At 74.7% G+C, this 23929-nt stretch carries 16 protein-coding genes; 8 read left to right on the forward strand and 8 right to left on the reverse strand.

Going from position 1 to position 23929, the window contains the following annotated elements; genetic code table 11:
- Window positions 1-91: 91 nt before the first annotated feature.
- From AB0C99_RS19085 to car, 3 genes are all read right to left on the reverse strand, one after another.
- On the reverse strand, window positions 92-805 hold the full coding sequence (locus AB0C99_RS19085) for a ScbR family autoregulator-binding transcription factor (protein ID WP_362476285.1): 714 nt from the start codon (window positions 803-805) through the stop codon (window positions 92-94).
- Between the two features lie 208 nt (window positions 806-1013).
- The gene (locus tag AB0C99_RS19090; RefSeq protein ID WP_362476286.1) at window positions 1014-1862 is read right to left on the reverse strand and encodes a glucose 1-dehydrogenase; all 849 of its coding nucleotides are present in this window, start codon (window positions 1860-1862) and stop codon (window positions 1014-1016) included.
- Between the two features lie 87 nt (window positions 1863-1949).
- A complete protein-coding gene (car, locus tag AB0C99_RS19095; protein ID WP_362476288.1) occupies window positions 1950-5654 on the reverse strand; it encodes a carboxylic acid reductase in 3705 nt (1234 codons plus the stop codon).
- Window positions 5655-5798: 144 nt separating this feature from the next.
- Between car and AB0C99_RS19100 the strand changes: the two genes are divergently transcribed.
- Entirely contained in the window at window positions 5799-6617 is an 819-nt protein-coding gene (locus AB0C99_RS19100) for a ScbR family autoregulator-binding transcription factor (protein WP_362476465.1), read from the forward strand.
- On the opposite strand, the gene AB0C99_RS19105 is transcribed toward AB0C99_RS19100, so the two are convergent.
- Complete coding sequence (locus AB0C99_RS19105) at window positions 6587-7405, reverse strand: aminotransferase class IV family protein (RefSeq protein WP_362476290.1); 819 nt, start codon at window positions 7403-7405, stop codon at window positions 6587-6589. The genes AB0C99_RS19100 and AB0C99_RS19105 overlap by 31 nt on opposite strands.
- Window positions 7406-7488: 83 nt before the next feature.
- A complete protein-coding gene (locus tag AB0C99_RS19110; RefSeq protein ID WP_362476292.1) occupies window positions 7489-8115 on the reverse strand; it encodes a TetR/AcrR family transcriptional regulator in 627 nt (208 codons plus the stop codon).
- A gap of 271 nt (window positions 8116-8386) precedes the next feature.
- On the opposite strand from AB0C99_RS19110, the gene AB0C99_RS19115 reads away from it, so the two are divergent.
- Window positions 8387-9802 carry an MFS transporter gene (locus AB0C99_RS19115; protein ID WP_362476467.1) on the forward strand — a complete coding sequence of 472 codons (1416 nt, stop codon included), beginning with the start codon at window positions 8387-8389 and terminating at the stop codon, window positions 9800-9802.
- 90 nt (window positions 9803-9892) lie between these two features.
- On the opposite strand, the gene AB0C99_RS19120 is transcribed toward AB0C99_RS19115, so the two are convergent.
- Window positions 9893-10903: a ScbA/BarX family gamma-butyrolactone biosynthesis protein gene (locus AB0C99_RS19120; protein WP_362476294.1), complete on the reverse strand. Its 1011-nt coding sequence runs from the start codon at window positions 10901-10903 to the stop codon at window positions 9893-9895.
- A 220-nt stretch (window positions 10904-11123) separates the two neighbouring features.
- On the opposite strand from AB0C99_RS19120, the gene AB0C99_RS19125 reads away from it, so the two are divergent.
- The 5 genes from AB0C99_RS19125 to AB0C99_RS19145 all read left to right on the forward strand — a co-directional run bounded on the left by AB0C99_RS19125 (window position 11124) and on the right by AB0C99_RS19145 (window position 18007).
- Window positions 11124-12314, forward strand: coding sequence for a transposase (locus AB0C99_RS19125; protein WP_362476296.1), 1191 nt, complete (start codon window positions 11124-11126; stop codon window positions 12312-12314).
- A 239-nt stretch (window positions 12315-12553) separates the two neighbouring features.
- A complete protein-coding gene (locus AB0C99_RS19130) occupies window positions 12554-13681 on the forward strand; it encodes a transposase (protein ID WP_362476297.1) in 1128 nt (375 codons plus the stop codon).
- A 396-nt stretch (window positions 13682-14077) separates the two neighbouring features.
- Window positions 14078-15280, forward strand: coding sequence for a 3-deoxy-7-phosphoheptulonate synthase (locus AB0C99_RS19135; RefSeq protein ID WP_362476299.1), 1203 nt, complete (start codon window positions 14078-14080; stop codon window positions 15278-15280).
- Window positions 15281-15419: 139 nt separating this feature from the next.
- A complete protein-coding gene (locus tag AB0C99_RS19140; RefSeq protein ID WP_362476301.1) occupies window positions 15420-16088 on the forward strand; it encodes an isochorismatase family protein in 669 nt (222 codons plus the stop codon).
- The gene (locus AB0C99_RS19145; protein ID WP_362476303.1) at window positions 16085-18007 is read left to right on the forward strand and encodes an anthranilate synthase family protein; all 1923 of its coding nucleotides are present in this window, start codon (window positions 16085-16087) and stop codon (window positions 18005-18007) included. Before AB0C99_RS19140 ends, AB0C99_RS19145 begins: the two co-directional genes overlap by 4 nt.
- A 61-nt stretch (window positions 18008-18068) precedes the next feature.
- Here the strand turns inward: AB0C99_RS19145 and AB0C99_RS19150 are convergent, their stop codons facing one another.
- Complete coding sequence (locus AB0C99_RS19150) at window positions 18069-19481, reverse strand: aminopeptidase P family protein (RefSeq protein ID WP_362476305.1); 1413 nt, start codon at window positions 19479-19481, stop codon at window positions 18069-18071.
- 206 nt (window positions 19482-19687) lie between these two features.
- On the opposite strand from AB0C99_RS19150, the gene AB0C99_RS19155 reads away from it, so the two are divergent.
- The gene (locus tag AB0C99_RS19155) at window positions 19688-20671 is read left to right on the forward strand and encodes a helix-turn-helix transcriptional regulator (protein WP_362476307.1); all 984 of its coding nucleotides are present in this window, start codon (window positions 19688-19690) and stop codon (window positions 20669-20671) included.
- 114 nt (window positions 20672-20785) lie between these two features.
- Here AB0C99_RS19155 and AB0C99_RS19160 read toward each other — a convergent pair whose 3' ends face one another.
- A complete protein-coding gene (locus AB0C99_RS19160) occupies window positions 20786-23674 on the reverse strand; it encodes an AAA family ATPase (RefSeq protein WP_362476309.1) in 2889 nt (962 codons plus the stop codon).
- Window positions 23675-23929: the final 255 nt, after the last annotated feature.

Here is a 23929-nt window from a genome sequence, read left to right on the forward strand (position 1 = left end):
GCCACCCGGTACGACAAAACCGCCCAGTCCTACGAAGCCGCCGTCACCCTCGCCTCACTCCTGATGTGGACGTGACATTTGACGACAGGACCTAGCCCGCGCGGTCCGCCTGGTCCGCCTGGTCCCCCCGGCCCTCCCGGTCCTCCCGGTCCTCCTGGCCCTCCGGGAGAACCGGCCCCGGCCCGCTCCCCAGCAGCCGCTCCGCGCGGTACGGCGAGGTGTCCAGCTTCGCGAGGACGCCGACGCTCGCGATGTTGGGGAGGATCAACTGGTAGAGCCGGGCGATCTCCTCGGAGAGGCCGCGGTCGTCCGGCAGGGCCTCGGTGACCAGTTGGACGCCGGTCCAGGCGCCGACGGTGAGGCGGGCGATCTCGGCCGGGACGGCGTGCGGCAGCAGTTCGCCGCGCGCCCCCGCCTCGACGAGGAGGTCCTGGCCCAGGTCGATCCAGTCCGGCCAGCGGGTGCCGAACAGGCTGCGGGCCTTGGGGTCGACGGAGAGCTGGACGGCGGCGCGCAGCATCGGCTCGCGGGGCAGCCGGTGGGCCAGCAGCAGGCCCAGGTCCACCCACTCCTGGAGTTTGTACGTCTGCGGAAGGATTCCCTCGCGGGTGACGGCGCGGGCCAGCACGCCGTGCGCCATCGACTCCTTGGTGGGGAAGTGGAAGTACAGGGCGCCCCGGGTGAGTCCGGTGCGCTCGACGAGGGCCGCGATGGTGGCGGCCTCGTAGCCGACCTCGTTGAAGAGGCTCGCCATGGATTCGAGGATGGACTCCCGCGTGCGGATCGCCCGCTCCTGCCGCGCCACTCGGCCGCCCCCTCCAACTCTTCCGCTGTCTCTTCCGCTGACTCCCGCTCACAAAGGCTCGGTATGTTATCAAGCGTTCGCTCGATGTTCGCACGCGCCTGCGGAACGGATACGCGTGCGGGTGCAGATTCGGGTGCGAATACGGATACAGAGACGGGTGCGGCGCCGGCGGCGGGGGATCCGCCGGCGCCGCGTCCCGCGCGGTCCGTCACTGGTTGACGAAACCGCCGTCCACCGGCAGCACCGTCCCGGTCAGGAACGGGCACCGGTCGCTGAGCAGCCAGGCCGCCGCGGCGGCGATCTCCTCGGGCGCCGCCGTACGGCCCTGCGGGGTCATCGCGTTCACCGTGCTCTCCAGGCCGGGGTTGCGCCGGAACCAGTCCTCGGTGATCTCGCTGCGGGTGGTGCCCGGGGCGACGGCGTTGACCCGGATGCCCTGCTGGGCGTATTCGTCCGCCGCGGCCCGGGTGAGGCCGACGACGGCGTGCTTGGCCGCGATGTAGGGCGCGGCGGCCGGGATGGCCACGAGCCCCGCGACGCTGCTGTTGTTGACGATCGCGCCGCCGCCGTGCCGGAGCATGGCGGCGATCTCGGGCCGCAGGCAGTTCCAGATCCCGCGCACGTTGACGTCCATCACCGTGTCGTAGACCTCGTCGGACATCAGGTGCAGGGGCGTTCGGTCGCCGCCGATCCCGGCGTTGTTGAAGGCCGCGTCGAGCCGCCCGTGGCGGGTCTCGGCGAAGTCGACGGCCCGGGCCGCGTCCTCGGCGCGCGTGACGTCGCAGACGACGTACGCGGCTTCGGCGCCCTTGGCCCGTATCTCCTCGACGAGCGCGGCGAGCCGGTCCTCCCGGCGCGCGGCGAGGACCACCGCCGCGCCCTCCTGGGCGAACACCCGCGCGGCGGCGGCACCGATGCCGCTGCTCGCGCCGGTGACGAGGACGCTCTTCCCGGCCAGGAGACCGGAGCGGTCCGAGTGGGCGGAGGGGACGGAGAGAGAGGAGAGGGCGGAGGGAGCGGTGTGGATGGTGTGGGCGGAGTGTGAAGGTGTGGTCATGCCCGGGTGCCTACCCCGCCCACGGCCTCACTCAGTCCCCACGGTCTCACTCAGTCCCCTCAGTCCCTCCAGTCCCCCCAGTCCCCCTCAGCCCCCCAAGCCCCCCAGCCCCCGCAGGTCCCGCGCGTACTTGGCGACCAGCGGGCGGCCCAGGCTGGGTATGTCCTCGTGGCCGGCCACGGCGCCCGCGCGGACGACGGCGCGGAAGCGGTCGGAGGGGATGACGGAGCCCGGTACGGACTCCTCGGGCGCCCGGAAGCCGTGCAGGATCTGGAGGGCCGTGTACTGCCGCTGGGCCTCCGGCAGGGCGCGCATGGCCGCCTCGAAGCGCACGTACCAGTCGGCGTGGTCCTCGATCCGCTCGACCCGGTGCCCCTCCTCGGCCAGCCAGTCGACGATCCGGTCCAGGGAGACCCCGTCGTCGTTGGGGTTGACCAGGCTGAAGGTGCGGTAGCCGGAGGCGTCCTCGCCCGCTCCGCCGGCGCCGAGGGCGACCACGGCGGCGGCGGTGAAGTCGACGGGCAGGCCGTCGTAGTGGGCCCGCCCGCCGTCCGCGCGGTAGAAGCTGCGCGGCGCGATCCCGGTGGCGAGGACGCTGAACAGCAGGCGGCTGAACATGTCGGGGACGTTGAGCTGTCCCCCGTACCGGCTGTGCGCGAGGATCATGTTGGAGCGGAAGGTCGTGACGGGCAGCCCGCACAGGTCGTGGGCCTCGCGGAGCAGGACCTCGCCCGCCCACTTGCTGGTCGCGTAGCCGCCCGCGTAGCCGCCGTCCACCGCCATCTCCGGGAGCGCGGCGCGCACGTCGGCGGTCTCGTCCAGGGCGGGTTCGCCGGGGCGCGCGGTGGCGACGGCGACGCTGGAGATGTACGTGAAGGGCTTCACGCGGCGGGTGAGCGCGAGCTGGATCAGCTCGGCGGTGCCGACCACGTTGGCCTCGAAGAGCTGCGGGTAGGGCAGCACGTGGTTGACGAGGGCGCCCGCGTGCACGACGGCGTCCACCTCGTCGGCGAGCCGGTCCCAGGTGGCCTCGTCCAGGCCGAGGCGCGGCTCGGCCATGTCGCCCGCCACCACCTCCAGGTGCCCCTCGGCCAGCTCCCCGTAGGTGCGTACGAGCTCGGGGTCGCCGCTGTCGAAGGCGGCGTCGAGCCGGCGGCGGGCCGCGGCGGCGTCCTTGCCGCGGACGAGGGCGATGAGGCGCCCGCCCTCGGGGGCGAGCCGTTCCAGCCACTGGAGGGCGAGGAAGCGTCCCAGGTAGCCGCTGGCGCCGGTGAGGAGCACGGTCCGCGGCGCGCCCTCGGGGCGGGGCAGGTCGCGGGCGCCGTCGAGGACGCGGGCGTCGAGGAAGGCGTCGAGGGTGAGGTCCTTGGCGTGGACGTCGGTGCTGTCCTCGCCGTGCACGGAGGCGAAGGTGGGGCGCTCGGCGGTGGCGCCGCGGCGGGCCTCGATGTGCTCGGCGAGGTGCCGCAGGTCGTAGGCGGGGCTGATCAGCATGTCGACGGGGACCCGGACGCCGAAGGTGTCCTGGAGCAGCTTGGAGAACTGCACGGCGGTCAGCGAGTCGCCGCCCAGGTCGCGGAAGTGCGCGGCGGGGTCGACCTCGGCGAGCGAGCCCGCGATGAGGGCGCGGACGGCGCGCTGGAGGGTCTCCAGGACGGGCCGGTCGGCGCCGGCGGCGCGGATGTCGGCGAGTTCGGCGTCCTCGCGGGCGGCGGTGTCGGCGTAGAGCGCTTCGAGCGGCTCGCCGTACCGCTCGACGAGCCGGGGCCAGAGCAGCTTGCGGTGGTCCGAGAGGAGACCGTTGGCCTGGCTGAAGGGTTCCGTCTCGATGAGGACGTCGCGGGGGATCTCGTACGAGTTGAGGCCGGTCTCCTTGGCGAGTTCCTGGAAGGACTCGGCGAGCCGCTGCCGCAACTCGGGCGCGTCGGGGCCGAATTCGGCTAGCGCCTCGGGGGTGGGGACGACGACTGCGAGCAGATAGGAGCGCTCGCTGTTGCCGTAGACGAAGATCTGGCGGACCAGCGGGCCCGCGGCGAACACGGCCTCCAGGCGGGCGGTGGCCACGAACTCGCCCTGGGAGAGCTTGAGGACGCTCTTGCGGCGGTCCACGATGGCGATCCGGTCGGGGCCGAGTTCGGCGGCGATGTCTCCGGTGCGGTAGTAGCCGTCCTCGTCGAAGAGTTCGGCGGAGAGCTCGGGCTGCTTGTAGTAGCCGGGGATGATGACGTCGGTCTTCAGGAGCAGTTCGCCGCGCGGGTGGGGCGTGTCGGTGCGGAAGTAGCCGAGTTCGGGGACGTCGGCGAGCTTGTAGTCGGTGACCGGCGGGCGCAGCAGCACCCCGTCGACGGAGACTCCGGCGGCCTCGGTGGAGCCGTAGACGTTGTGGAGTTCCAGGCCGAGCAGGGACTCGGTGAAGGCGGTGAGTTCGGCGGAGAGCGGGGCGGAGCTGCTGCTGGCCCAGGTGACCCGGCCGCCCAGGACGTTCTCGCGCAGGTCGGCGCGGACCTCGGCCTCGGCGGCGGCACGGTCGGCTCCGGCGGCGGTGCGGCGCTCGACGTCGGCGCGGAAGCGCTGGTGGAGCATCTCGCACACGCGCGGGACGAGGGAGAGTTCGGTGGGCCGGGCGAGGGCCACGTCCTCGAAGAAGGTGGACAGGTCGCTGCTGGCGGTGAAGTAGCTGGTGCCGCCGCGGGCCATGGTGGCCTTGAGGGAGGAGTGGCCGGCGACGTGGCTCATCGGCGCGTAGTGGAAGGTGACGGCGTACGACTCGTCGAAGAGCTTCGACCAGGCGCCGCCCCACATCGCGGCGGCCAGCCGCTCGGTGTACATGGCGCCCTTGGGGGTGCCGGTGCTGCCGGAGGTGTAGATGAGCATGGCGAGCGGGTCCTCGCCCTCGACACCCTCGTACAGGGGGGCGTCGGGCAGGGCGGTGCCGCGCTCGACGAGGGTGGTCAGCAGGTCGACGGTGACGTCGGGCCGGGTCTCGGCCAGGCGGGCGCGGGCCGTGTCCAGGGCCTCGCGGTGGGTGTCGGCGCCGGGGTGGGCGTCGAAGACGACGAGGCGGCGGACGGACTCGCTCGTGCTCACCAACTCGACGGCGACATCGAGCCGTTCCAGGCTGGCGGCGAGGGTGAAGGGCTCGGTCTCGGCCACGATGGAGCGCAGCTGCGCGGGCGCGGAGCTGGTCTGCAGCGGTACGGAGACGGCGCCGAGGTGGATGCAGGCGAGGTCGAGGGTCGTGTAGTCGCGGCTGGTGAAGCCGAGCAGGGCGACCCGGTCGCCGGCGCCCAGCGGGTGCTCGGGGTGGTGGTGCCACTCGCCGGCCACGGCGCGCACCCGGGCCCACAGTTCGCGGTAGCTGGTGGTCTCGTAGCGGGGCAGCAGCCGGATGGAGACCCGTCCCGTCCCGGCGTCCGTCGCGAGTTCCTTGACGCGCTCGCCGATGGCGGGCCGGTCCGCGTGGCGCTGCATGACAGCCGCCACCACTTGCGCAAGTCGCATTCTGGTTCTCCGCGTCACGTGATCAGGTCGATTCGGGGAATCGGGGGGATCAAGGGGATCAAGGGGATCAGGGATATCGGGGGCAATCAGGGAATGGCCGATCGGACGGCAGGCGGGCGCGCGCCAGTATTCCGGCGGGAATACCGGCGGCCTCGGGGGCCGCCGTACGAATGGCGCCGTGCCGTTCCGTCCGTCACTCGATGCTAGACACAACGGTTCGGGCGTCCCGAGAATCGGCCGACTATCTGTCAGGTCAGCCACGGGTATGGCCGTTGGGTGCCGCCTTCCCATTGCGGACGTGGTAAGAGTGGAGCGGCGCACGGGAAGTGCGTCCCCGATTCCGCCGCGACCGGGTGCCCGTGGGGTGCCCGGCGGACCGCGCGCGGGTCGCTTTTCCCTCACCGCTCCCCTTCTTCTCCCGGAGTGCGCATCGTCATGCAGGATCGTGCCGCGAAAACACGCCGACTATTGATCCGCTCCGCCGCCGAGGTCTTCGACCGGGGCGGATTCGCGGGTTCTTCCATCGGGCAGATCTGCGCCCTGGCCGGGGTCAGCCAGGGCGCGCTGCACTTCCATTTCCGCAATAAGCAGGCGCTCGGCGAGGCGGTCCAGTCGGCCGCCGTCGAGATCCTGCTGTGCGTCACCGGCCAGGTCCCTTCCTGGCATCCGGCGCCGCTCCAGCTGCTGGTCGACACCTCGCACGCGCTGGCCCGGCGGGTCGCCGGGGACCTGGTGCTGCGGGCGGGCTTCGGCCTGGGCCACGACCCGGGCTGGGCGGGCGCGGCGAGCCCCTGGCGGCACTGGCGGGACTGGGTGCGCGGGGTGCTGCAGCTGGCCCGGCGGCAGGGCAGCCTCGCGCCGGGGGTGGACCTCGACGACGCGGTGGCCGCGATCACGGCGGTGATGGCGGGGGTGGAGGGCCTGGAGCGGGACCGGGCCGCCGCCCGGCCCGCGCAGTCGGTGACCCCGTTCTGGCGGCTGGTGCTGCCGCAGTTGGCCGCGGACGGCGTACGGGGCCGGATCGACGCGGCGGGCGGCGCGCGGATCGACCCGGCGGGCGACGCGGCGGGCGGGCCGCCCCGCGCGGGCGGCGACTCACCGTCGGCGCGCCGCCGGCACGACGGGCGGCCCGAGGGCCGTCACGACGGGCGGTACGACGGGCGGCACGCGCCGCACGCCTGTGGCGCGATGACCGACGGTGAGCTGTGCGGGGTGCCCGTGCCCTACAGGGAGCTGAGCGGTTCGGCCTGGTAGGCGCGGTGCAGCAGCGCCAGGAAGTCGGGCGCGTCGGGCAGTTCGGCGGTGCCGATCCGGGTGACCGGGACGCCCGGCGTCCAGGAGTTCATGACGGCGGCCCCGGCGAGTCCGGGCAGGTCGGCGGGGGTGAGCTCGCGGGTCCGCTGGGGGACGCCCAGCAGGTCGAGCTGCCGCCGGACGACGCTCATGGTGATGCCGTCGAGCATCGCCGCCTCGGGCCACAGCACGGTGTCGCCGTCCCAGAAGGCGAGGTTCCAGATGGACGCCTCGCTGAGCCGGCCGCGGCGGTCGGTGAAGGCGACGTCGTCGTGGCCCTGGTCCGCCGCCTGGCGCAGGAAGTAGGTCTTGGCGGGTTCGCCGACGTGCTTGACGGACGGCAGGAACCGCTCGTGCTCGACCACCGCGAGGGACAGCGGGCCTTCGGGGCCGGTCGCGGGCGGGCCGGTGCGGATGAGGAGTTCGGGCCGCTCCTCGGGTCCGGCGACGGTGAACTCGCCGGACGGCAGGTAGGCCGTGGCGGTCAGCGAGACGTCGGCGGGCGCCTGGTCGAGGGCGGCGCGCAGCAGGGCCCGCACCCGCTCGTCGGGCAGGGCCCGCCCGAAGAGCGCGAGCGAGCCGTGCCGCAGGCGCGCCAGATGCAGGTCGAGGGCGCGGATCCGGCCGCCGCGGACCTGGGCGGCGGTGAAGTGGGCGTAGCCGGCGAAGGCGAGCGGCGCGAGATCCGGAGCGTCGGCTTCCTGGTCGTTGCGCCTGGTCGTGGTGGGGTTCGACTGGGTGGTCGTCATGCCGTGCCCAACGACGCGGCCCCGGGCCGGACACCCCTCCGCCGGGGTCGGCCGAGGCCGGCCGGGGCCCCCGCCGGGCGCCGTCAGCGGCCGGTGGCGGCCGAGAAAGTGCGGCCGGGGGCCGGGTCGGGGCGGCCGGTGCCCGCGCGGGCGGCGCGCAGCTCCATCCCGTCCAGGAAGATCTCCAGGCCCGTCTCGAAGTCCTCCTCGGTGGCCCGCAGCGGGGACTGCTCGGCCTTCTCGCCGCCGGGCAGCAACTGCTGCGCCACGTGCTGGATGCAGACGCCCTGGACGTACGACCAGAGCGCGATGGAGCAGGTCCGCGCCAGGTCGGGGGCGTCGGTGAGGTCGCCGAGGGCGTCGACCATCCAGTCGAGGCAGGAGGTGTCGGAGAAGTGCCGGGCGGAGCTGGAGGTGACCAGGGCCCAGGGGTGGGAGCAGTACACCTCCCAGTCCAGCCGGGCGGCGAGCCGCATCGCGTCGCGCCAGTCCGGCGGCGCGGGCTCGGGGTAGGGGTGCTCGTCGCACGCCGCCTGGGTGATGAGGGTGAGCAGCGCGTCCTTGTTCGCCACGTGGCGGTAGAGCGACATGACGCCCGAGTCCAGCTCGGTCGCGAGCCGTCGCATCGAGATCGCGGCGATGCCCTCGGCGTCGGCGATGCGGACCGCGGCTGCCACGATCGCCCCGCGCGACAGGCTCGGCGAACTCACTTGCCTGCCTTGTGTCTTGATGGCCATGCGTTATTATAACCAGCAGCTTGCGTACGACGTACGCAGAAAATTCGCGTACGATGTACGCACGCCGTTCGCCCGCGACGCGCGCCCCCTTTCGCGTACGCCGTATGCAGCGGTCCCGAACCTCTTCGCACCTTCCACTGAAAGGTTGCTCCCCGTGACTTCCCCCGACTTAGTCGCGGAGCGTGCCGACCGACGGGCCTGGCTGGGCCTCGTCATCGTGCTCGGCCCGGTCGCGCTCGTCGCGATGGACGGCTCCGTCCTGTACCTCGCGATGCCGAGCATCACGTCCGCGATCACGCCCAGTACCGACCAGGCACTGTGGATCCTGGACATCTACGGCTTCGTGGTCTCCTCCCTGCTCATCGCCTTCGGCAACCTCGGCGACCGCTACGGGCGCCTCAAGTTCCTGCTGACCGGCGCCGTCGTCTTCGGCATCGGCTCGGCCGGCGCGGCCCTCGCGCCGAGCCCGGAGATCCTCATCGCCTGCCGCGCGCTGATGGGCCTCGGCGGCGCCACCCTGCTCCCCGCCGGCCTCGCCATCATCAGCAACCTGTTCCACGACGCCCGCCAGCGCTCGCAGGCCATCGGCATCTTCGCGGCCACCTTCGCCGCCGGATTCGCGGTCGGCCCGGTCGTCGGCGGCCTGCTGCTCAGCCGCTTCTCCTGGGGCTCGGTCTTCCTCATCAACCTGCCGGTCGTGGTGCTGTTCCTGGTCTTCGCGCCGGTGCTGCTGCGCGAGGTCCGCACCACCAACCCCGGCAAGGTGGACGCCCTCAGCGTCGTCCTGTCCGCCGTCGGCATCCTGCTGGCTGTCTTCTCGGTCAAGACGGCCGCCGCCGAGGGCCTCTCGCTCGTCCAGGTCGTCACCGGCGTCGTCGGCGTCGGGCTCCTGGTGTGGTTCGTGCGCCGCCAGTTCGACCTGGAACACCCGCTGCTCGACCTGCGGCTCTTCAAGGACCGCGTGTTCACGGTGGCGATCCTCACCGGCCTGCTGACCCTGGTCGCCTGGGCCGCCGCCGGCTACCTCAGCGGCATCTACCTCCAGTCGGTGCTCGGCTACAGCGTCTTGGCGGCGGCCCTGCTCGCCCTGCCCGGCGCCGCCGTCCTGACCGTGGTCTGCATCCGGACCAGCACCATCGCCGAGCGGATCGGCACCCGGAACGCGCTCATCGCCTCCCACTTCTTCATGGGCGTCGGCCTGCTCCTCCTGCTGCTGACGACCACCGAGCACGGCGTGGCGGCGTTCATCGCCTCCACGATCATCGCCGGGGTCGGCTACGGCCTCTCCTTCAGCCTGGTCGCCGACACCGCCGTCGCCGCGGTGCCGCCGGAGCGCGCCGGTTCGGCCGCCTCGCTCGCCGAGACCAGCAACGAGCTGGGCAACGCGCTGGGCATCTCGCTGCTCGGCTCGCTCGCGGCGGTCTGCTTCCGCCTGTTCGGCCCCGACGTGGCGGGCACCCTCGACGAGACGCTGGACAAGCCGGGCCTCTCCCCCGCCCTGGTCGCCGAGGCCGAGGAGGCGTTCCTCACCGGTCTGCACGTGGCGGTCGGCGTGGCGAGCGTGCTCTGCCTGGCCCTCGGCGTCCTCGCCGTGCGCTGGATCCCGAAGGAGCGCAAGGACGAGCCCGCCGAGGCGGAGTCGCTCACGGCCGCCCCGTAACGCGTCACGCGTCCCGCGCGGACACTCCCGGCCCTGCGGACCGGCCCCTCGTCGACGGGGGCGGAACGCAGGGCCGAGTCGTGCGCGCGGTCAGCCGCCGGCGGGACCCGAGCGGCCGGGGGCGGGGTCGGGACCGGGGCCGGTCACGAAGCCGATCCCGGCTCCGGAGCCGAAGCCGATCCCGGTGTCGGGGCCGGCCCCGACACCGGCCCCCTGGCCGGTCCGGAAGTCGACCCGGAACGCCTGCTCGCCCTCCTGCGTCCCGACCACCCGCACCGCACCAGGCTCGGGCAGCGGCTCGGCCGTGAGCCAACAGGGGCGGTCGAACTCGACGTAACGCTGGTACGCGGCCTCGATCACGAGGGGCTCGAAGGGCGCCGGGGCCCGCAGGGCGCGCGCCGCCTGGTCGGCCGCCTCCAGCAGCGCGAGTCCGGGCACGTGGTCGACGGGGTGGTCGAAGAGCAGCCGGTCCCCCGGGTCGTTGCGCAGCAGCCAGCGGCCGGGGCGGTCGCCGGCGGCCAGCGCCACCTCCCCCGGGGAGGCGCGCCCGACGAGCCGGGGGTCCACCGGCTCCGGTATCTCCCAGGCGCCCCACTCCAGCTCCCGCCGGGGGCCGCGGAGCCGGGCGTAGACCCGCTCCGATATCCAGGCGAACGTGCTCTCGGCGCGGGCCAGGATACTTGCACCCGAAAGGATCTCGAAGCTCATGTGCAGTGTTCCGGCCGTCCGTCGGCCGGACCCGCCGGCGCGCACCGCGACCCGGACCTCCAGGGCCGCGCACCGCCCGCGGGGCAGCCGCAGACCGGGGGCCACGGACAGGTCGAGGGCGCTGAGCATGGTCTGGTGGGACAGCGGGACGCCGTACGCGGCATGGGCGACGACCAGCCCCGACTGCCGTACGGTCTGGGCGAGTATCCGCGGGTCGTACGGTAAGTCGCCCTGGACCGCGGGCCATCTGACGGCCAGGACGACCTGGTGCTCGGAGCGGCGCTCCCAGCCGGTCACGAGCAGGTGTTCGGGACGCCGCAGGTGCGCGCAGGCGCCCAACGAGGGCGCGGCGGGCGGCAGGGGCGGGCATGGGGTGAGAGTGGTTTCGGTCATAAGTAAATGTAGACCCAAGCAACAGTAAAGGGGAGCCCGTCTCCCCTCCCGGGCTTCCCGGACCCCGTCCCGGACGCCCTCCCGCCCCCGCCGGAGGGGCCTCGCCGCAGACGAACGCCTTGTCAGTTTTGGCGCGAATGTGCGGTCGCCCCGGAAGCGCGCCGTATAAAGAAACCGGACGGAAGTCCTCTTTCTCTGCGGCAGGGGGTCACGGCGCACGATGGGGAACCTGCGGGAACACGGGAGCGCGGGGGTCGGGCGGGGGTCGGCGGGGCTCGATCCGGAGTCCTTACGCCGCCTGTTCGGCTCGCTGCAGCGCAACGGGCAGCGGGTGAAGGCCGAACAGTACGTGCGCGGGCTGCTGTCGGTGGCCGGGCGCAAGACGCTGCGGAGCCTGGCGGCCCAGTTCGACGGGGCCTCGGCGCAGCAGAGCGTGCACCACTTCATCACCAGCTCCCCCTGGGAGTGGACGCCGATCCGGCACGCGCTGGCCCGGCAGGCGCAGCGGACGCTGGCCCCCGAGGCGTGGGTGATCCGCTCGACGCTGATCCCCAAGGCGGGCCCGCACTCGGTCGGCGCCGACCCCCAGCGCACCCCGCTGGGGACGGTCAACGGGCAGCGGGCGGTGGGCACCTGGCTGGCCTCGGAGCGCCTGGCGGTGCCGGTCGACTGGCAGCTGTGCCTGTCCGCCCGCTGGACCGCCGATCCGCTGCGCGAGCGGGCGAGCGTCCCGCCGGACGCCACCGCCTGCGGGGTCGAGGAGGGCGTGCGCCGGGCCGTGGCGGCCCTGACGGAGATCCGCTGCACGGCGAGGCTGCCCGTCGTCGTGGACGTCCCGGAGGCGGACGGGACGGCGGTGGCGCGCTCGCTGGCGGCGACGGGGCTGCCGTTCCTGGTGCGGATCGATCCGGCGGCGCCCGTACGGCTCGACCGCTCCGTGCTGCCCCGGTACGGCGATCTGCAGCGCACGGCGGGCGAGTTGGCGGAGTCGCTGCCCTATCTGCGGCAGCGGGTGGACCCGGGCGACGGGCGGACCACGGCCGCGGCGGTGCCGGTGGTGGTGGCGCGGCCGGGGCGGCAGGCCCTGACGCTGCTCGGCGAGTGGCACCCCGGCGGGCGCCGGCTGTGGCTGAGCAACCTCTCCTCCTCGCTGCTCGTGCCCGCGCTGCGGCTCACCCGGATGCCCCGGGTCGTGGAGCGGGACTCCGCCGAGATAGCGGACGGGGTCGGGCTGCGGGACTTCGCCGGGCGCTCGTTCCCCGGCTGGCACCGGCACATCACGCTGGCCTCGGTGGCCCACCTGGCGGTCGCGACGGCCCGCGACCGGGCCCGGCGCGGGACGGCGGCGGTGATGTCACCCACATCAACGGGACTACCGTTCGGTAACCTGACACTCTCCTCCTGCTCGTGATGGATCACCCCGCCCGCCGCCCCCTACTGTCAGCCCGGGCTCACCCCGTGCTCCTGTTCGATCACCGTGGATGCTCGCGAGCGCGGGCTGGATCAGTAGTGAGGAGATTCATGCTCAGCCTCGACCCGCGTCCCCCCGCTCCGACGCGAGGGACCCACCCCGCCCCCACATCCGTCCCCGGCCTCGCCCCCGCTCCCTCCCCGTCCCCTTTCCCCTTCCCCTCCGGCACCCACGACGCCGTGCTCTCGGAGTTCTCCTCGACGCTCTTCACCTCGCTGTCCCGCAACGACCAGTGCAGGAAGGCCGTCCAGTACCTGCGGGGCCTGCTGGAGACCCCGGGCCGCAAGTCCGTCCGGAACATCGCCGCCCTGCTCGGCGAGCAGGCGTCCGAGCAGAACCTCCACCACTTCATCTCGGCCTCCACCTGGGACTGGATCCCGATCCGCCGGGCGCTCGCCGACCACTGGGTGGACGCCCGCCCGCCGCAGGCATGGGTGGTGCAGCCGGTCATCATCCCGAAGACCGGCCGCCACTCGGTCGGCGTGGACCGGCACTTCTTCCCGACCCTCGGCCAGATGCTCAACGCCCAGCGGGCGGTGGGTGTCTGGGCCGCCTCGGACACCACCAGCACCCCGGTGAACTGGCGCCTCCACCTGCCCCAGGCGTGGCTCAAGGACGACCTGCGCCGCAGCCAGGTGGCGATCCCCGACGACGTCCCCGTGGAGACCCTCAGCGAATCCGTGGTCGAAGCCTGCCTGGAGGCCGTCACCCGCTGGCAGTTGCCCGTGCGCCCCTTCGTCCTCGACTCCTGCGAGGTGCACGCCGTCCCCATCTTCGAGAAGCTGCACGCCACCGGGATGCCGCTGCTCGTCAGCGTCTGCGAGGACCAGCCCCTCACCGTCGCCGACCCCGCGCTGCCCGGCGCCGGGCGCGCCCCGCTCACCGCCGAGCAGATCATGATGACGGCGAAGGACTTGCGGCGCCCGGTCACCCTCGCCTCGCCCGATCCGGGCGGCGCGCCCCGCACCCACTGGGCCGCGACCGTACGGGTCACCGGGCCGGCCCTGCCCGGCGCCCCCTCCGGCCGGGGGGAGGTGCTGCTCCTCGGCGTGGGCGAGGAGGGCGGCCGCTGGCCGGCCAAGCTGTGGCTGACCAACCTGACGGCGGCCCCGCCCGCCTCCCTGGTGCGGCTGACCAGGCTCGCCGACCGGGTGGACCGGGACTTCACCGAGATCGCCGACCGGGTCGGCATCCGGGACTTCTCCGGGCGCTCCTTCGGCGGCTGGCACCGCCACATCACGCTCGCCTCGGCCGCCCACGCGATCGTCGCCCTGGCCAGGAGCGACGCCCACGCGCGCACCGCCTGACCGGCACCGCCACCACAGGCACCACTCCCCCGCACACGAGCACGCACACGAACGCACGCGCGCACGCGCACCGCTTTCCCCGCGACCGGCGGGCCGACGGTTTCCCCACCGTCGGCCCGCCGGTCTCTTCTTGTGCCCGCGCCATTCAACTAGCGCACCGTCACACGCACTTGACATATCCACGGCCACTTGACGGATAGCGCGTCACCTGACGGATACCGCCCCCGTTTCCCCCGGCGCGCCGAAATCCATCGGACGATCGATCACGAGCGGGAATTCGCGCCCTGCCCTTTTCTCTCTCTTCTCTCCTCCGCTCTCCCCCTCTCTCCCCCTCCTTTCTCTTTCCCTTCTTCGCGTCCCGCATCGCCGTATGCCGCCGCGCGATTGGAGAATCCGATGGACGACGCCCTGCTCGACATTCGTTATGAGACCGCGTTACAGCAGCCTCCGTGGGAGGACGAGTCCCACGTGCTCCGGGTACGCAAGGAGCTCGCCACCCTGCCGCCGCTCGTCGCCGACGAGGACGTGCGCACCCTGCGCTCCATGCTGGCCCGGGTCGCGGCGGGCGAGGCCCACATCGTGCAGGCGGGCGACTGCGCCGAGGACACCGCCGAGTCCACCCCGGGCCACGTCGCCCGCAAGGCGGGACTCCTGAACGTGCTCGCCGGGCAGCTCCAGATGGCCACGGCGAGACCGGTCGTCCGGATCGGCCGCATGGCCGGCCAGTACGGCAAGCCGCGCTCCAAGCCCACCGAGCGGGTCGGCGACCTCGAACTCCCCGTCTTCCGGGGCCACATGGTCAACAGCCCCGAGCCCGACCCGGAGTCCCGGCGGCCCGACCCCGACCGGCTGCTGTCGGGGTACGAGGCAGCCCGCCGGGTGATGGCGGGCCTCGGCTGGCTCGACGCCCCCGGCCGCACCCGCATCGGCGCGCCCGTGTGGACCAGCCACGAGGCGCTGCTGCTCGACTACGAGGTCCCCATGCTGCGCCGCCGGTCCGACGGGCGGCTGCTGCTGACCTCCACGCACTTCCCGTGGATCGGCGACCGCACCCGGCAGCTCGACGGCGCCCACGTCGCCCTGCTCGCCGAGGTCGTCAACCCGGTGGCCTGCAAGGTCGGGCCGGACATGACCCCCGAGCAGCTGCTGGCCCTGTGCGAGCGGCTCGACCCGGAGCGGGAGGCGGGCCGGCTCACCCTGATCGCCCGGATGGGCGCCGGGAACGCCGCCGAGCGGCTGCCCTCGCTGGTCGCCGCCGTCCGCGCCGCCGGGCACCCGGTGATCTGGCTCACCGACCCGATGCACGGCAACACGGTGAACACGCCCTCGGGCCTCAAGTCCCGCTATCTGGAGACGGTCGCCCGCGAGGCCGACGAGTTCCGGGACGCGGTCGCCGCCGGCGGCGGGGTCGCGGGCGGGCTGCACCTGGAGACCACCCCCGACGACGTCACCGAGTGCGTGCTGAACCCCTCCGAGGTCGACCTCGTCGGCACCCGCTACACGAGCTGCTGCGACCCGCGGCTCAACCCGGGCCAGGCCCTCTCCGTGGTCTCGTCCTGGTGGACGCCCGCCCACGCGGCCCGGCCCGCGGCCGCGTAGCCGCGCCGGGGACGGCCGCGCGGACCCCCCGTGCCGCCCGGCCGTCCCCGGCCCCCGGGCCCCGAGGACCAAGCCCCAGGCCCTGGTTCCGGCCCCTCCCTCCTTCGCACCCACCCCTCCCCTCAAGGAGAGAACAGCCATGGCGGGCATACCCCCCATCGAGCCGTACGCGCTGCCGACCGCGGACGAACTGCCCGGCAACACCGCCCGCTGGTCCGCCGACCCGGACCGCGCGGTGCTGCTCGTCCACGACATGCAGCGCTACTTCCTGCGCCCCTTCCCCGCCCCGCTGCGCGAGCCGCTGGTGCGCAACGCCGCGCTGCTGCGCGAGCGGGCCGTCGCGACCGGGATGCCGGTGGCGTACACGGCGCAGCCCGGCGGGATGGACGACGGGCAGCGCGGGCTGCTCAAGGACTTCTGGGGTCCCGGGATGCGCGTCGACCCGGCCGACCGGGAGGTGGTGGAGCCGCTGGCGCCGGGCCCCGACGACGAGGTCTTCACCAAGTGGCGCTACAGCGCCTTCTTCCGCTCCGGTCTGCTGGAGTGGATGCGCGAGCGGGGCCGCGACCAGCTCGTGGTGTGCGGCGTGTACGCGCACGTCGGCGTGCTGATGACGGCGGTCGAGGCGTTCACCAACGACATCCAGCCGTTCTTCGTCGCCGACGCGGTGGCCGACTTCTCCGCCGCCTACCACCGGCAGGCGCTGGTGTACGCGGCCGAGCGCTGCGCGGTCGTCGCCACCACCGGGGACGTCCTCGCCCAGCTCGGGGCCGCTCCGGCCGCCCGGACGGCGGGGGCGAGCGCATGAGCACGACGCCCTTCGACCCGCTGGCCGCCGTCCTGGCCGCCGACCCGCCGCCGTACGCCCTGCTGCACCGGCCCGAGAGCGCCGGGGACGGGACCGTGGACGTCCTGCTGGGGCGGATCTCCACCCCCAGGACGCTCGCCGACCTGCCGCTCCCCGAGGGGGCGCCGGAGCCGGGCGACGGTCCCCGGCACGAGCTGCTGACCCTCGTCCCGTACCGGCAGATCACCGAGCGCGGCTTCGCGGCGCCCGACGACGGCGAGCCGCTGATCGCGATGAGCGTCACCGAGCAGGCCGCCGTCCCGCTGGACGAGGTGCTGCGGCGCCTCCCCGACCTGCCGATCGACCTGACGGGCGGCGACTTCGACGTCCCGGACGACACGTACGCGGCGACGGTGCGGCGGGTCATCGCGGACGAGATCGGCACCGGCGAGGGCGCGAACTTCGTCATCAAGCGGTCGTTCGTCGCCGACATCACCGGCTACACCCCGCACAGCGCGCTGTCGTTCTTCCGGCGCCTGCTGCGCGGCGAGTCGGGCGCCTACTGGACCTTCGTCGTGCACACCGGCGAGCGGACCTTCGTCGGCGCCACACCAGAGCGGCACATCAGCGTCCGCGGCGGCAACGCCGTGATGAACCCGATCAGCGGCACCTACCGCTATCCGGCCGGCGGCCCCGTCCTGCCCGAGGTGATGGACTTCCTCTCGGACCGGAAGGAAGCCGACGAGCTGTTCATGGTCGTCGACGAAGAGCTCAAGATGATGGCCCGGATCTGCGCGGGCGGCGGGCGGGTGGTGGGCCCCTACCTGAAGGAGATGGCCCGCCTCGCGCACACCGAGTACTTCATCGAGGGGCACACCGAGCTGGACCCGCGCGAGATCCTGCGCGAGTCGATGTTCGCCCCGACGGTCACCGGCAGCCCGCTGGAGAGCGCCTGCCGGGTCGTCGAGAAGTACGAGCCGGAGGGCCGCGGCTACTACAGCGGCGTGGTGGCGCTGATCGGGCGGGACACTTGGGGCGAGCGGTCGCTGGACTCCTCGATCCTCATCCGCACCGCCGACATCGACCGGGCCGGCCGGGTGCGGATCGGGGTGGGCGCCACCCTCGTGCGGCACTCCGACCCCGACTCCGAGGTGGCCGAGACCCGGGCCAAGGCGGCCGGACTGCTCGCCGCGCTGCGGGAGTCCGGCCCGGCCGGGGCCGCCGGCACCGGGGCGGGCACGCCCGGCTTCGACCACCACCCCGACGTGCGCGCCGCGCTGGAGAGCCGCAACGGCACCCTGGCCGGCTTCTGGTTCACCGGCCACGCCGAGCGGTCCCGGCCGGTGCCCGAGCTGACCGGGCGGCGGGTCCTCGTGGTGGACGCCGAGGACACCTTCACCTCGATGATCGACCACCAACTGCGGTCACTGGGGCTTGAGGTGACGGTCCGTCGCTTCGACGAGCCGTACGCCTTCGAGGGCCACGACCTGGTGGTGATGGGCCCGGGCCCCGGCGACCCGAGGGAGCTGACCCACCCGAAGATCGCCCACCTGCGCGGGGCCGTCGACACCCTGCTGGCCGAGCGCCGCCCCTTCCTCGCGGTCTGCCTCAGCCACCAGGTGCTGAGCCTGCGCCTCGGCCTCCCGCTGGCCCGCCGGGACGTGCCCAACCAGGGCGTCCAGCAGGAGATCGACTTCTTCGGCGCCCGCGAACGCGTCGGCTTCTACAACACGTTCGCCGCACGCAGCGCCGGGGACGAGTTCGACCGCCCTGGTGTGGGGCTCGTCGAGGTGAGCCGCGACCCGGTCACGGGCGAGGTGCACGCGCTGCGCGGGCCGCACTTCGCGTCGATGCAGTTCCACGCCGAGTCGCTGCTCACCGAGGACGGGGTGCGGCTGTCCGGCGGGCTGCTGCGGGAGGTGCTCGGCGCCCGGCGCTGACACCCCGGACGCCGGCGGCCGCGGCGGGAGCTCCCTCACCCCCGCCGCGGCCGCCGCGCGCTCAGCCCGCCGTGCGGGCCATCCACGCCTCGACCTCGTCGGCGGTGCGCGGCAGGCCGGCGGACAGGTTCTCGTGCCCGTCGGCGGTCACCACCAGGTCGTCCTCGATGCGGACGCCGATGCCGCGCCACTCCTCGGGCACGGTCAGGTCGTCGGGCTGGAAGTAGAGCCCCGGCTCGACGGTGAGGACCATGCCGGGCTCCAGGACCCCGTCCACGTACTCCTCGTTGCGCGCGTGGGCGCAGTCGTGGACGTCGAGGCCCAGCATGTGGCCGGTGCCGGCCATGGTGAAGCGGCGCTGGAGGCCGAGCTCGTACGCGCGGTCGGCGGGGCCCTCGATGAAGCCCCACTCGACCAGCTTCTCCGCCAGGTAGCGCTGCGAGGCGACGTGGAAGTCACGGTAGGCGGCGCCCGGCTTCACGGCGTCGAAGCCCGCCTGCTGGGCCTCGTACACCGCGTCGTACGCCTTGCGCTGCACCTCGGTGAAGGTGCCGCTGATGGGCAGGGTGCGGGTGACGTCGGCGGTGTAGAGGCTGTGCGTCTCCACACCCGCGTCGAGGAGCAGCAGGTCGCCGGGGCGGACCGGGCCGTCGTTGGAGGTCCAGTGCATGATCGTGGCGTGCTCGCCGGCGGCGGCGATGGTGCCGTAGCCGACGTGGTTGCCCTCCAGGCGGGCCCGGCGGTAGAAGGTGCCCTCGATCCAGCGCTCGGAGGTGGCGATCGCCTTGGACAGCTCGCGGATGACGTCGTCGAAGCCGCGCACCGTGGAGTCCACGGCCCGGCGCATCTCGCCGAGCTCCCACGCGTCCTTGACCAGCCGCAGGTCGCTCAGGACCTCTTCCAGCTCGTCGTCGCGGTCCTCGTCGGTGGTGACGGCGGCCTCCAGGGCCGGGTCGAGCTCGCGGACGATCCGGGTCGGGACCCCGGTGCCGGCGGCCAGGTCGGCGGCGAGCCCGCGCACATCGCGGCAGGGCAGGCCGAGGACCCGCTCGGACTCGGCGAGCGAGCGGCGGCGGCCCATCCAGAGCTCGGCGTGGTAGCCCAGCCAGAACTCGTCGCTGTCCCGGCCGTCGCGCGGCAGCGTGTACAGGACGGCGTCGTGGCCGCCCGCCTCGCGGGGCTCCAGCACCAGCGCGCACTCGCGGGCCTGGTCGCCGGTCATGTGCACGTAGCCGGTGTACGGGCGGAAGGGGTACGTGTCGTCGTTGGAGCGGACCTTGAGCCTGCCCGACGGGATCACCAGGCGCTCGCCGGGGAAGCGGGCGGACAGCGCCTCGCGGCGGCGGGCCGCGTAGGGCGCCTGCTCGTCCGGCGCGAGGTCGCGCCGCTCCGTGTCGGCCCAGCCCGTGCGCATCAGCGCGGACAGTTCCTCGGAGATGCCGTCGTACAGACCGTTCTTCCGGCCCTTGGCCACGGTGTGTCCCTTCGTCGCGGTGGGTGCTGGTCGTGCCGGGGCGGCGCGGGGCGGGGCGCGCCCCGCCCCCGTTCGCCGGGGCGCGCCCGTGCCGCCGTGCCCGGCGTCGTGGTGGACGGTAGTGGCCCGGGGCGGGTGTCGGGGCCGGAGCGTGCCACTGGCACTGATCGGCCATCGTGGGGCGGGGAGGACCGATAATGCGAGGCATGACGAACGCGCGACTCGGCGAGGCACTGCGGCTGCTCGGCATCGACGAGGCGGCGGTGCGGGTCTATCTGGCGCTCCTGGAGCGGGCGCCCGCGCCGCTGGGCGAGATCGGGAGCGCGGCGGGGCTCGGCGGCGCGGCCCTGGCCGCCGCGTACGACGGGCTGGTCGAGGCGGGGCTCGCGAGCAGCGCCGAGGGCGCCGGGGACGTGGTCGCGCCGGTGCCGCCCGCGGCCGGCCTGGAGATCCTGGCCCGGCACCGGGCGGCGGAGCTGGAGGAGTCGCGGATCGCGGTCGGCGGCGCCTTCGACTCGTTCCGGCGGCACCGGCTGGCCGCGTACAACGACGATCTGGTGGAGGTCGTGACCGGCGAGGCGATCGGGCAGCGGATGCGGCACGCCTGGGCGAGCGCCCGGGAGCAGATCCGGCAGTTCGAGTCGCCGCCGTACGTGCCGCTGGTCAGCGTCACGGAGGACTCGCTGGCGACGCTCGCGCGAGGCGTGCGGCAGCGGGTCGTGTACGCGCGGGAGTCGCTGGAGCACCCCGGGCACCTGAAGGAGGTGATCGAGCCGTGCATCGAGGCCGGGGAGCAGGCCCGGGTGCTGCCGTCGGTGCCGGTGAAGCTGCTGATCATCGACGAGGCGTACGCGCTGGTGTCGCTGTCCATCCGGGAAGCGGACGTGGTGAACACGATGCTGGTGGTGCAGCCGTGCGGGCTGCTGTCGGCGCTGGTGGCGCTGTTCGAGCAGTCCTGGCGGGACGCGCTGCCGTTCCACGGCCACGACTCGCGGCCGGGCGGCCTCGCCCCGTCCGACCGGCGGCTGCTGCGGCTGCTGGCGGGCGGCGCGGGCGACGAGGTGATCGCCCGCGAGCTGGGGATCAGCCGCCGGACCCTGTTCCGGCGGCTGCAGGTCCTGATGGCGCGGCTGGGCGCGGCGAACCGCTTTCAGATGGCGTTGCAGGCGCAGCGGTCCGGGTGGTTGTAGGCGGGGGTGGGGGCGCGGGGCGCGGCGCTGGGCTGGGCTGGGCTGGGCTGGCGTACGGGCTGGGCTGGGCGTACGGGTCGGTCAGGCGTACGGGCCCGTCAGGCGCCGAGCCGGTCAGCCGTCCGGCCCGGCGGCCTCCGGCCCGGCCGCGTCGCGTTCGAGGACCAGGCGGGTGAGCGCGACGCGGCTGGACAGGCCCAGCTTGGCGAAGATGTGGCGCAGGTGGCTGTCCACGGTGTGCGGGGAGAGCGAGAGGCGCGCCGCCGCCTCCCGGTTGGTGAGGCCGTCCGCGACCAGCCGGGCGACGGTGACCTCGGAGCGGGTCAGCCGGCTCCAGGCGAGGGCGGCGAGCGGCGACGGGCCGGGCGCGGCCGGGACGTCCGGGGTCCTGCCGAGGCGGGCGGCGATCCGGTCGGCGTCCCCGCGCGGGCCCGCCGCCGCGAACAGCTCGTGGGCCTCCCGGCTCGCCTCGGCGGCCTCGGTCCCGTGTCCGGCGCGCCGCAGCGCCGCGCCCAGGTCCTCCAGGGCGGCGGCGCGCAGCGGTACGCGGGGGCTCTCCCGGTACGCGTCGGCGGCGGCCCGCAGCGGGGCCGGGTCCCCGGCGAGCAGCCCGCGCGCGTGGCGGGCGGCGGCGGTCAGCGAGGCGTGGCCGGGGTTGCGGAGGGCCAGCGCCCCGACCGCGTCGGCGACGCGCCCGGCGAGCGCGCGGTCCCCGGCGCGCAGGGCGAGCCGGACGGCGCGCGGGGCGGCGCCGGGCTCCCGGGTGAGGAGCGGCGCCCGCTCCGGCAGGCCGTCCAGGAGCGGCGCCAGGGCCTCCAGGGCCCGCTCGGGGCGGCCCTCGGCCTCCCGCAGCAGCGCGGTGCACCAGGCCAGGTCCTCGGTGCGGGACCCGATGCCGTCGGCGTCGAGCCGCCGGGCGGCGGCGAGGCGGGCGCGCGCCGCCGCCGGGTCGCCCGCGTGCAGGGCCAGCCGGGCGAGGGTGGTGAGCAGGGGGACGCCCATGGCGAGGGTGGTGAGCCGTTCGGCGGTCCGCAGGCCCGCCTCGGCCTCGGCGAGGGCGTCGTCGAACCGCCCGCGGGCCAGCCACAGTTCGGCCCGGTGGTAGTGCCACAGGGGCCCTGACCAGGCGGTGCCGAAGCGGTCGGCCTCGCGCTGCCCGTACGCGTAGACGGCGGCGGCCTCGGTGAGGCGGTCGGCCGCCGTCAGGGCGGCGCCGAGCCAGAGGCGGGGGTGGAGCTGGGCGGCCTCGCCGCCGTGCTCGTCGGCGGTCCCGACGGCCTCTTCGGCGAGGGCGACGGCGGCGGCGAGGTCCCCGGCGGCGTGGGCGGCCATGCTGCGGGCGGCGGTGCCGAAGACCGCCGAGGGGTGTTCGGCGGCGCTGCGGGCGAGCCGCACCGCGCGCTCGGCGGCGCGGTCCGCCTCGCCGGGTCCGCCCGCGTTGAGCAGGGCGTGGGCCTGTACGGCGAGCACCCGGGCGCGGACCGCGTCGGGCACACGGGGCAGGGCGAGGGCCCGTTCGGCGCAGCGGACGGCGGCGCGGTCCCGCCCGGCGTGCTTGAGGGCGGCGGCCAGCCCGTACAGCAGCGTGGCCTCGGTCTCGGGGGGCGCCCCGGCCGCGAGCACGGTCTCGCCGAGCTCCCGCGCCTCGGCGATCCGCCCGGCGGCGGCGAGCAGGCCGACTGCCTCGGCGGCGAGCGGCGGGTGGCCGGGGTGGCCGGCGCCGAGCGCGGCGAGGGTGCGCAGGGCCAGGTCGGCGGCGGTGCTCGGGGAGGTGCGGGCGAGCTCGGTGACGGTGGCGCGCAGCGCCTCGACGGCCGGGCCGGTCCAGCGGGAGCCGCCGCGCAGGAGGTGTTCGGCGACCTCGGCGGCGGGGCGGCCCTCGGCCCGCAGCACGGCGACCGCCTCGCGGTGCAGCACCTCGCGGACGGGACCGGGGAGGGCGGCGAGCACGGACTCGCGGATCAGGTCGTGCCGGAAGGCCAGTTCGGGGCCGCTCTCGACGAGCACGTCCAGCCGCAGCGCCTCCTCGGCGGCGGCGACGAGCGCGACGGCCGGGCGGCCCCAGAGCCCGGCGGCCTCGTGCAGCGTGAACGGCCGCCCCAGGACGGCGCCCGCCCGCAGCAGCCGGTGGGCGTCCTCCGACAGCCCGCGCAGATGCCGCCGGACGGCGTCGGGGAAGCCGGGCGGGAGCCCGGGGGCGGGTGGGGGTACGGGGGCGGGCGGGGGTACGGGGGCGGATGGGAGCGCCTGTACGGATGGGAGCGCGGCGGACCCGGCGGACGCGAGCCCGGCAGACCCGGCAGACCCAGCGACGGGCCGCCCCCCGCCCGCCAGCGCCTCCACCAGGAACGGATTGCCCCCGCACCGGTCGGCCAAGGCCAGGAGTTCGGGGTCGGGTTCGGTGCCGAGGAGGTCCCGGCACAGGGCGTGGACCGACGCGGGGTCGAGGGGGCCGGGGACGAGGTGTCCGGCGCCCTCCTGGAGGAGCAGGTCCACGGCGCCGCGCCCGGGGGTGCCGGACGGCGTGGTGCGGGCGGCGAGGAGCCACAGGACGGGCGAGGTGCGCAGCGAGGGGACCAGCAGGCGCAGGGCGAGGGCGGTGAGTTCGTCGGCCCACTGGACGTTGTCGAGGGCGATCAGGAGCGGGCCCCGGGCGGCGTGGTGTTCCAGCAGCCCGCCGATCCGGTCGACGAGCGCGAAGCCGGGCGCGGCGTGGGCGGCGAGCCGGTCGAGCCCGGCGACGGGCCGGGGGGCGCCGTTCCCGAGGGCGCCGAGCAGGGTGCTCAGCGGGGCGGCGTGGTCGAGTTCGGTGGCGCGGCCGGCGGCGGTGGCCAGGCCCCGGTCGGCGGCGCCGGCGAGGGCGGCGGTCAGCAGCCGGGTCTTGCCGATGCCGGGCGGGCCCTCGACGACCAGGCAGCCGCCGGTGTCGGACACGACGGCGTCGAGTGCCGTGCGGACACGGGACAGTTCGGCGTCCCTGCCGATCATGCGTCCCCCGGGCATCCGCGTGTCCTCCCCCGCCTCGCGCCCCACGCTACCGGCCGCCCCCGCCGGGCGGCGCCCGGCTTTCCGGGCCCTCGGTGCCCGCCGGGCGGTTGGCTCGAACACGTATGGCCGGGCGGCCGGTTCGGGTCGGTCCGGGCCGGGATCCGAGATCCCGGGATCACGTGATGTGCGGCCCCGCCCCGGCCCGGGAGGCTGCGTACGCCGCCCCGGACGACCGGGGCGAGGCCCGGGAACGACGAGCGAGGGAGCGGC

It is taken from the genome of Streptomyces sp. NPDC048659, from assembly GCF_040650575.1.
GTDB lineage: Bacteria > Actinomycetota > Actinomycetes > Streptomycetales > Streptomycetaceae > Streptomyces.

Coding starts and splice junctions, on each gene's coding strand:
- AB0C99_RS19090 (WP_362476286.1), bottom strand. CDS start 1,862: ATGACCACACCTTCACACTCCGCCCACACCATCCACACCGCTCCCTCC.
- AB0C99_RS19105 (WP_362476290.1), bottom strand. CDS start 7,405: ATGACGACCACCCAGTCGAACCCCACCACGACCAGGCGCAACGACCAG.
- AB0C99_RS19160 (WP_362476309.1), bottom strand. CDS start 23,674: ATGCCCGGGGGACGCATGATCGGCAGGGACGCCGAACTGTCCCGTGTC.
- AB0C99_RS19135 (WP_362476299.1), top strand. CDS start 14,078: ATGGACGACGCCCTGCTCGACATTCGTTATGAGACCGCGTTACAGCAG.
- AB0C99_RS19120 (WP_362476294.1), bottom strand. CDS start 10,903: ATGACCGAAACCACTCTCACCCCATGCCCGCCCCTGCCGCCCGCCGCG.
- AB0C99_RS19100 (WP_362476465.1), top strand. CDS start 5,799: ATGCAGGATCGTGCCGCGAAAACACGCCGACTATTGATCCGCTCCGCC.
- AB0C99_RS19145 (WP_362476303.1), top strand. CDS start 16,085: ATGAGCACGACGCCCTTCGACCCGCTGGCCGCCGTCCTGGCCGCCGAC.
- AB0C99_RS19155 (WP_362476307.1), top strand. CDS start 19,688: ATGACGAACGCGCGACTCGGCGAGGCACTGCGGCTGCTCGGCATCGAC.
- AB0C99_RS19125 (WP_362476296.1), top strand. CDS start 11,124: ATGGGGAACCTGCGGGAACACGGGAGCGCGGGGGTCGGGCGGGGGTCG.
- car (WP_362476288.1), bottom strand. CDS start 5,654: ATGGGAAGGCGGCACCCAACGGCCATACCCGTGGCTGACCTGACAGAT.
- AB0C99_RS19115 (WP_362476467.1), top strand. CDS start 8,387: ATGGACGGCTCCGTCCTGTACCTCGCGATGCCGAGCATCACGTCCGCG.
- AB0C99_RS19140 (WP_362476301.1), top strand. CDS start 15,420: ATGGCGGGCATACCCCCCATCGAGCCGTACGCGCTGCCGACCGCGGAC.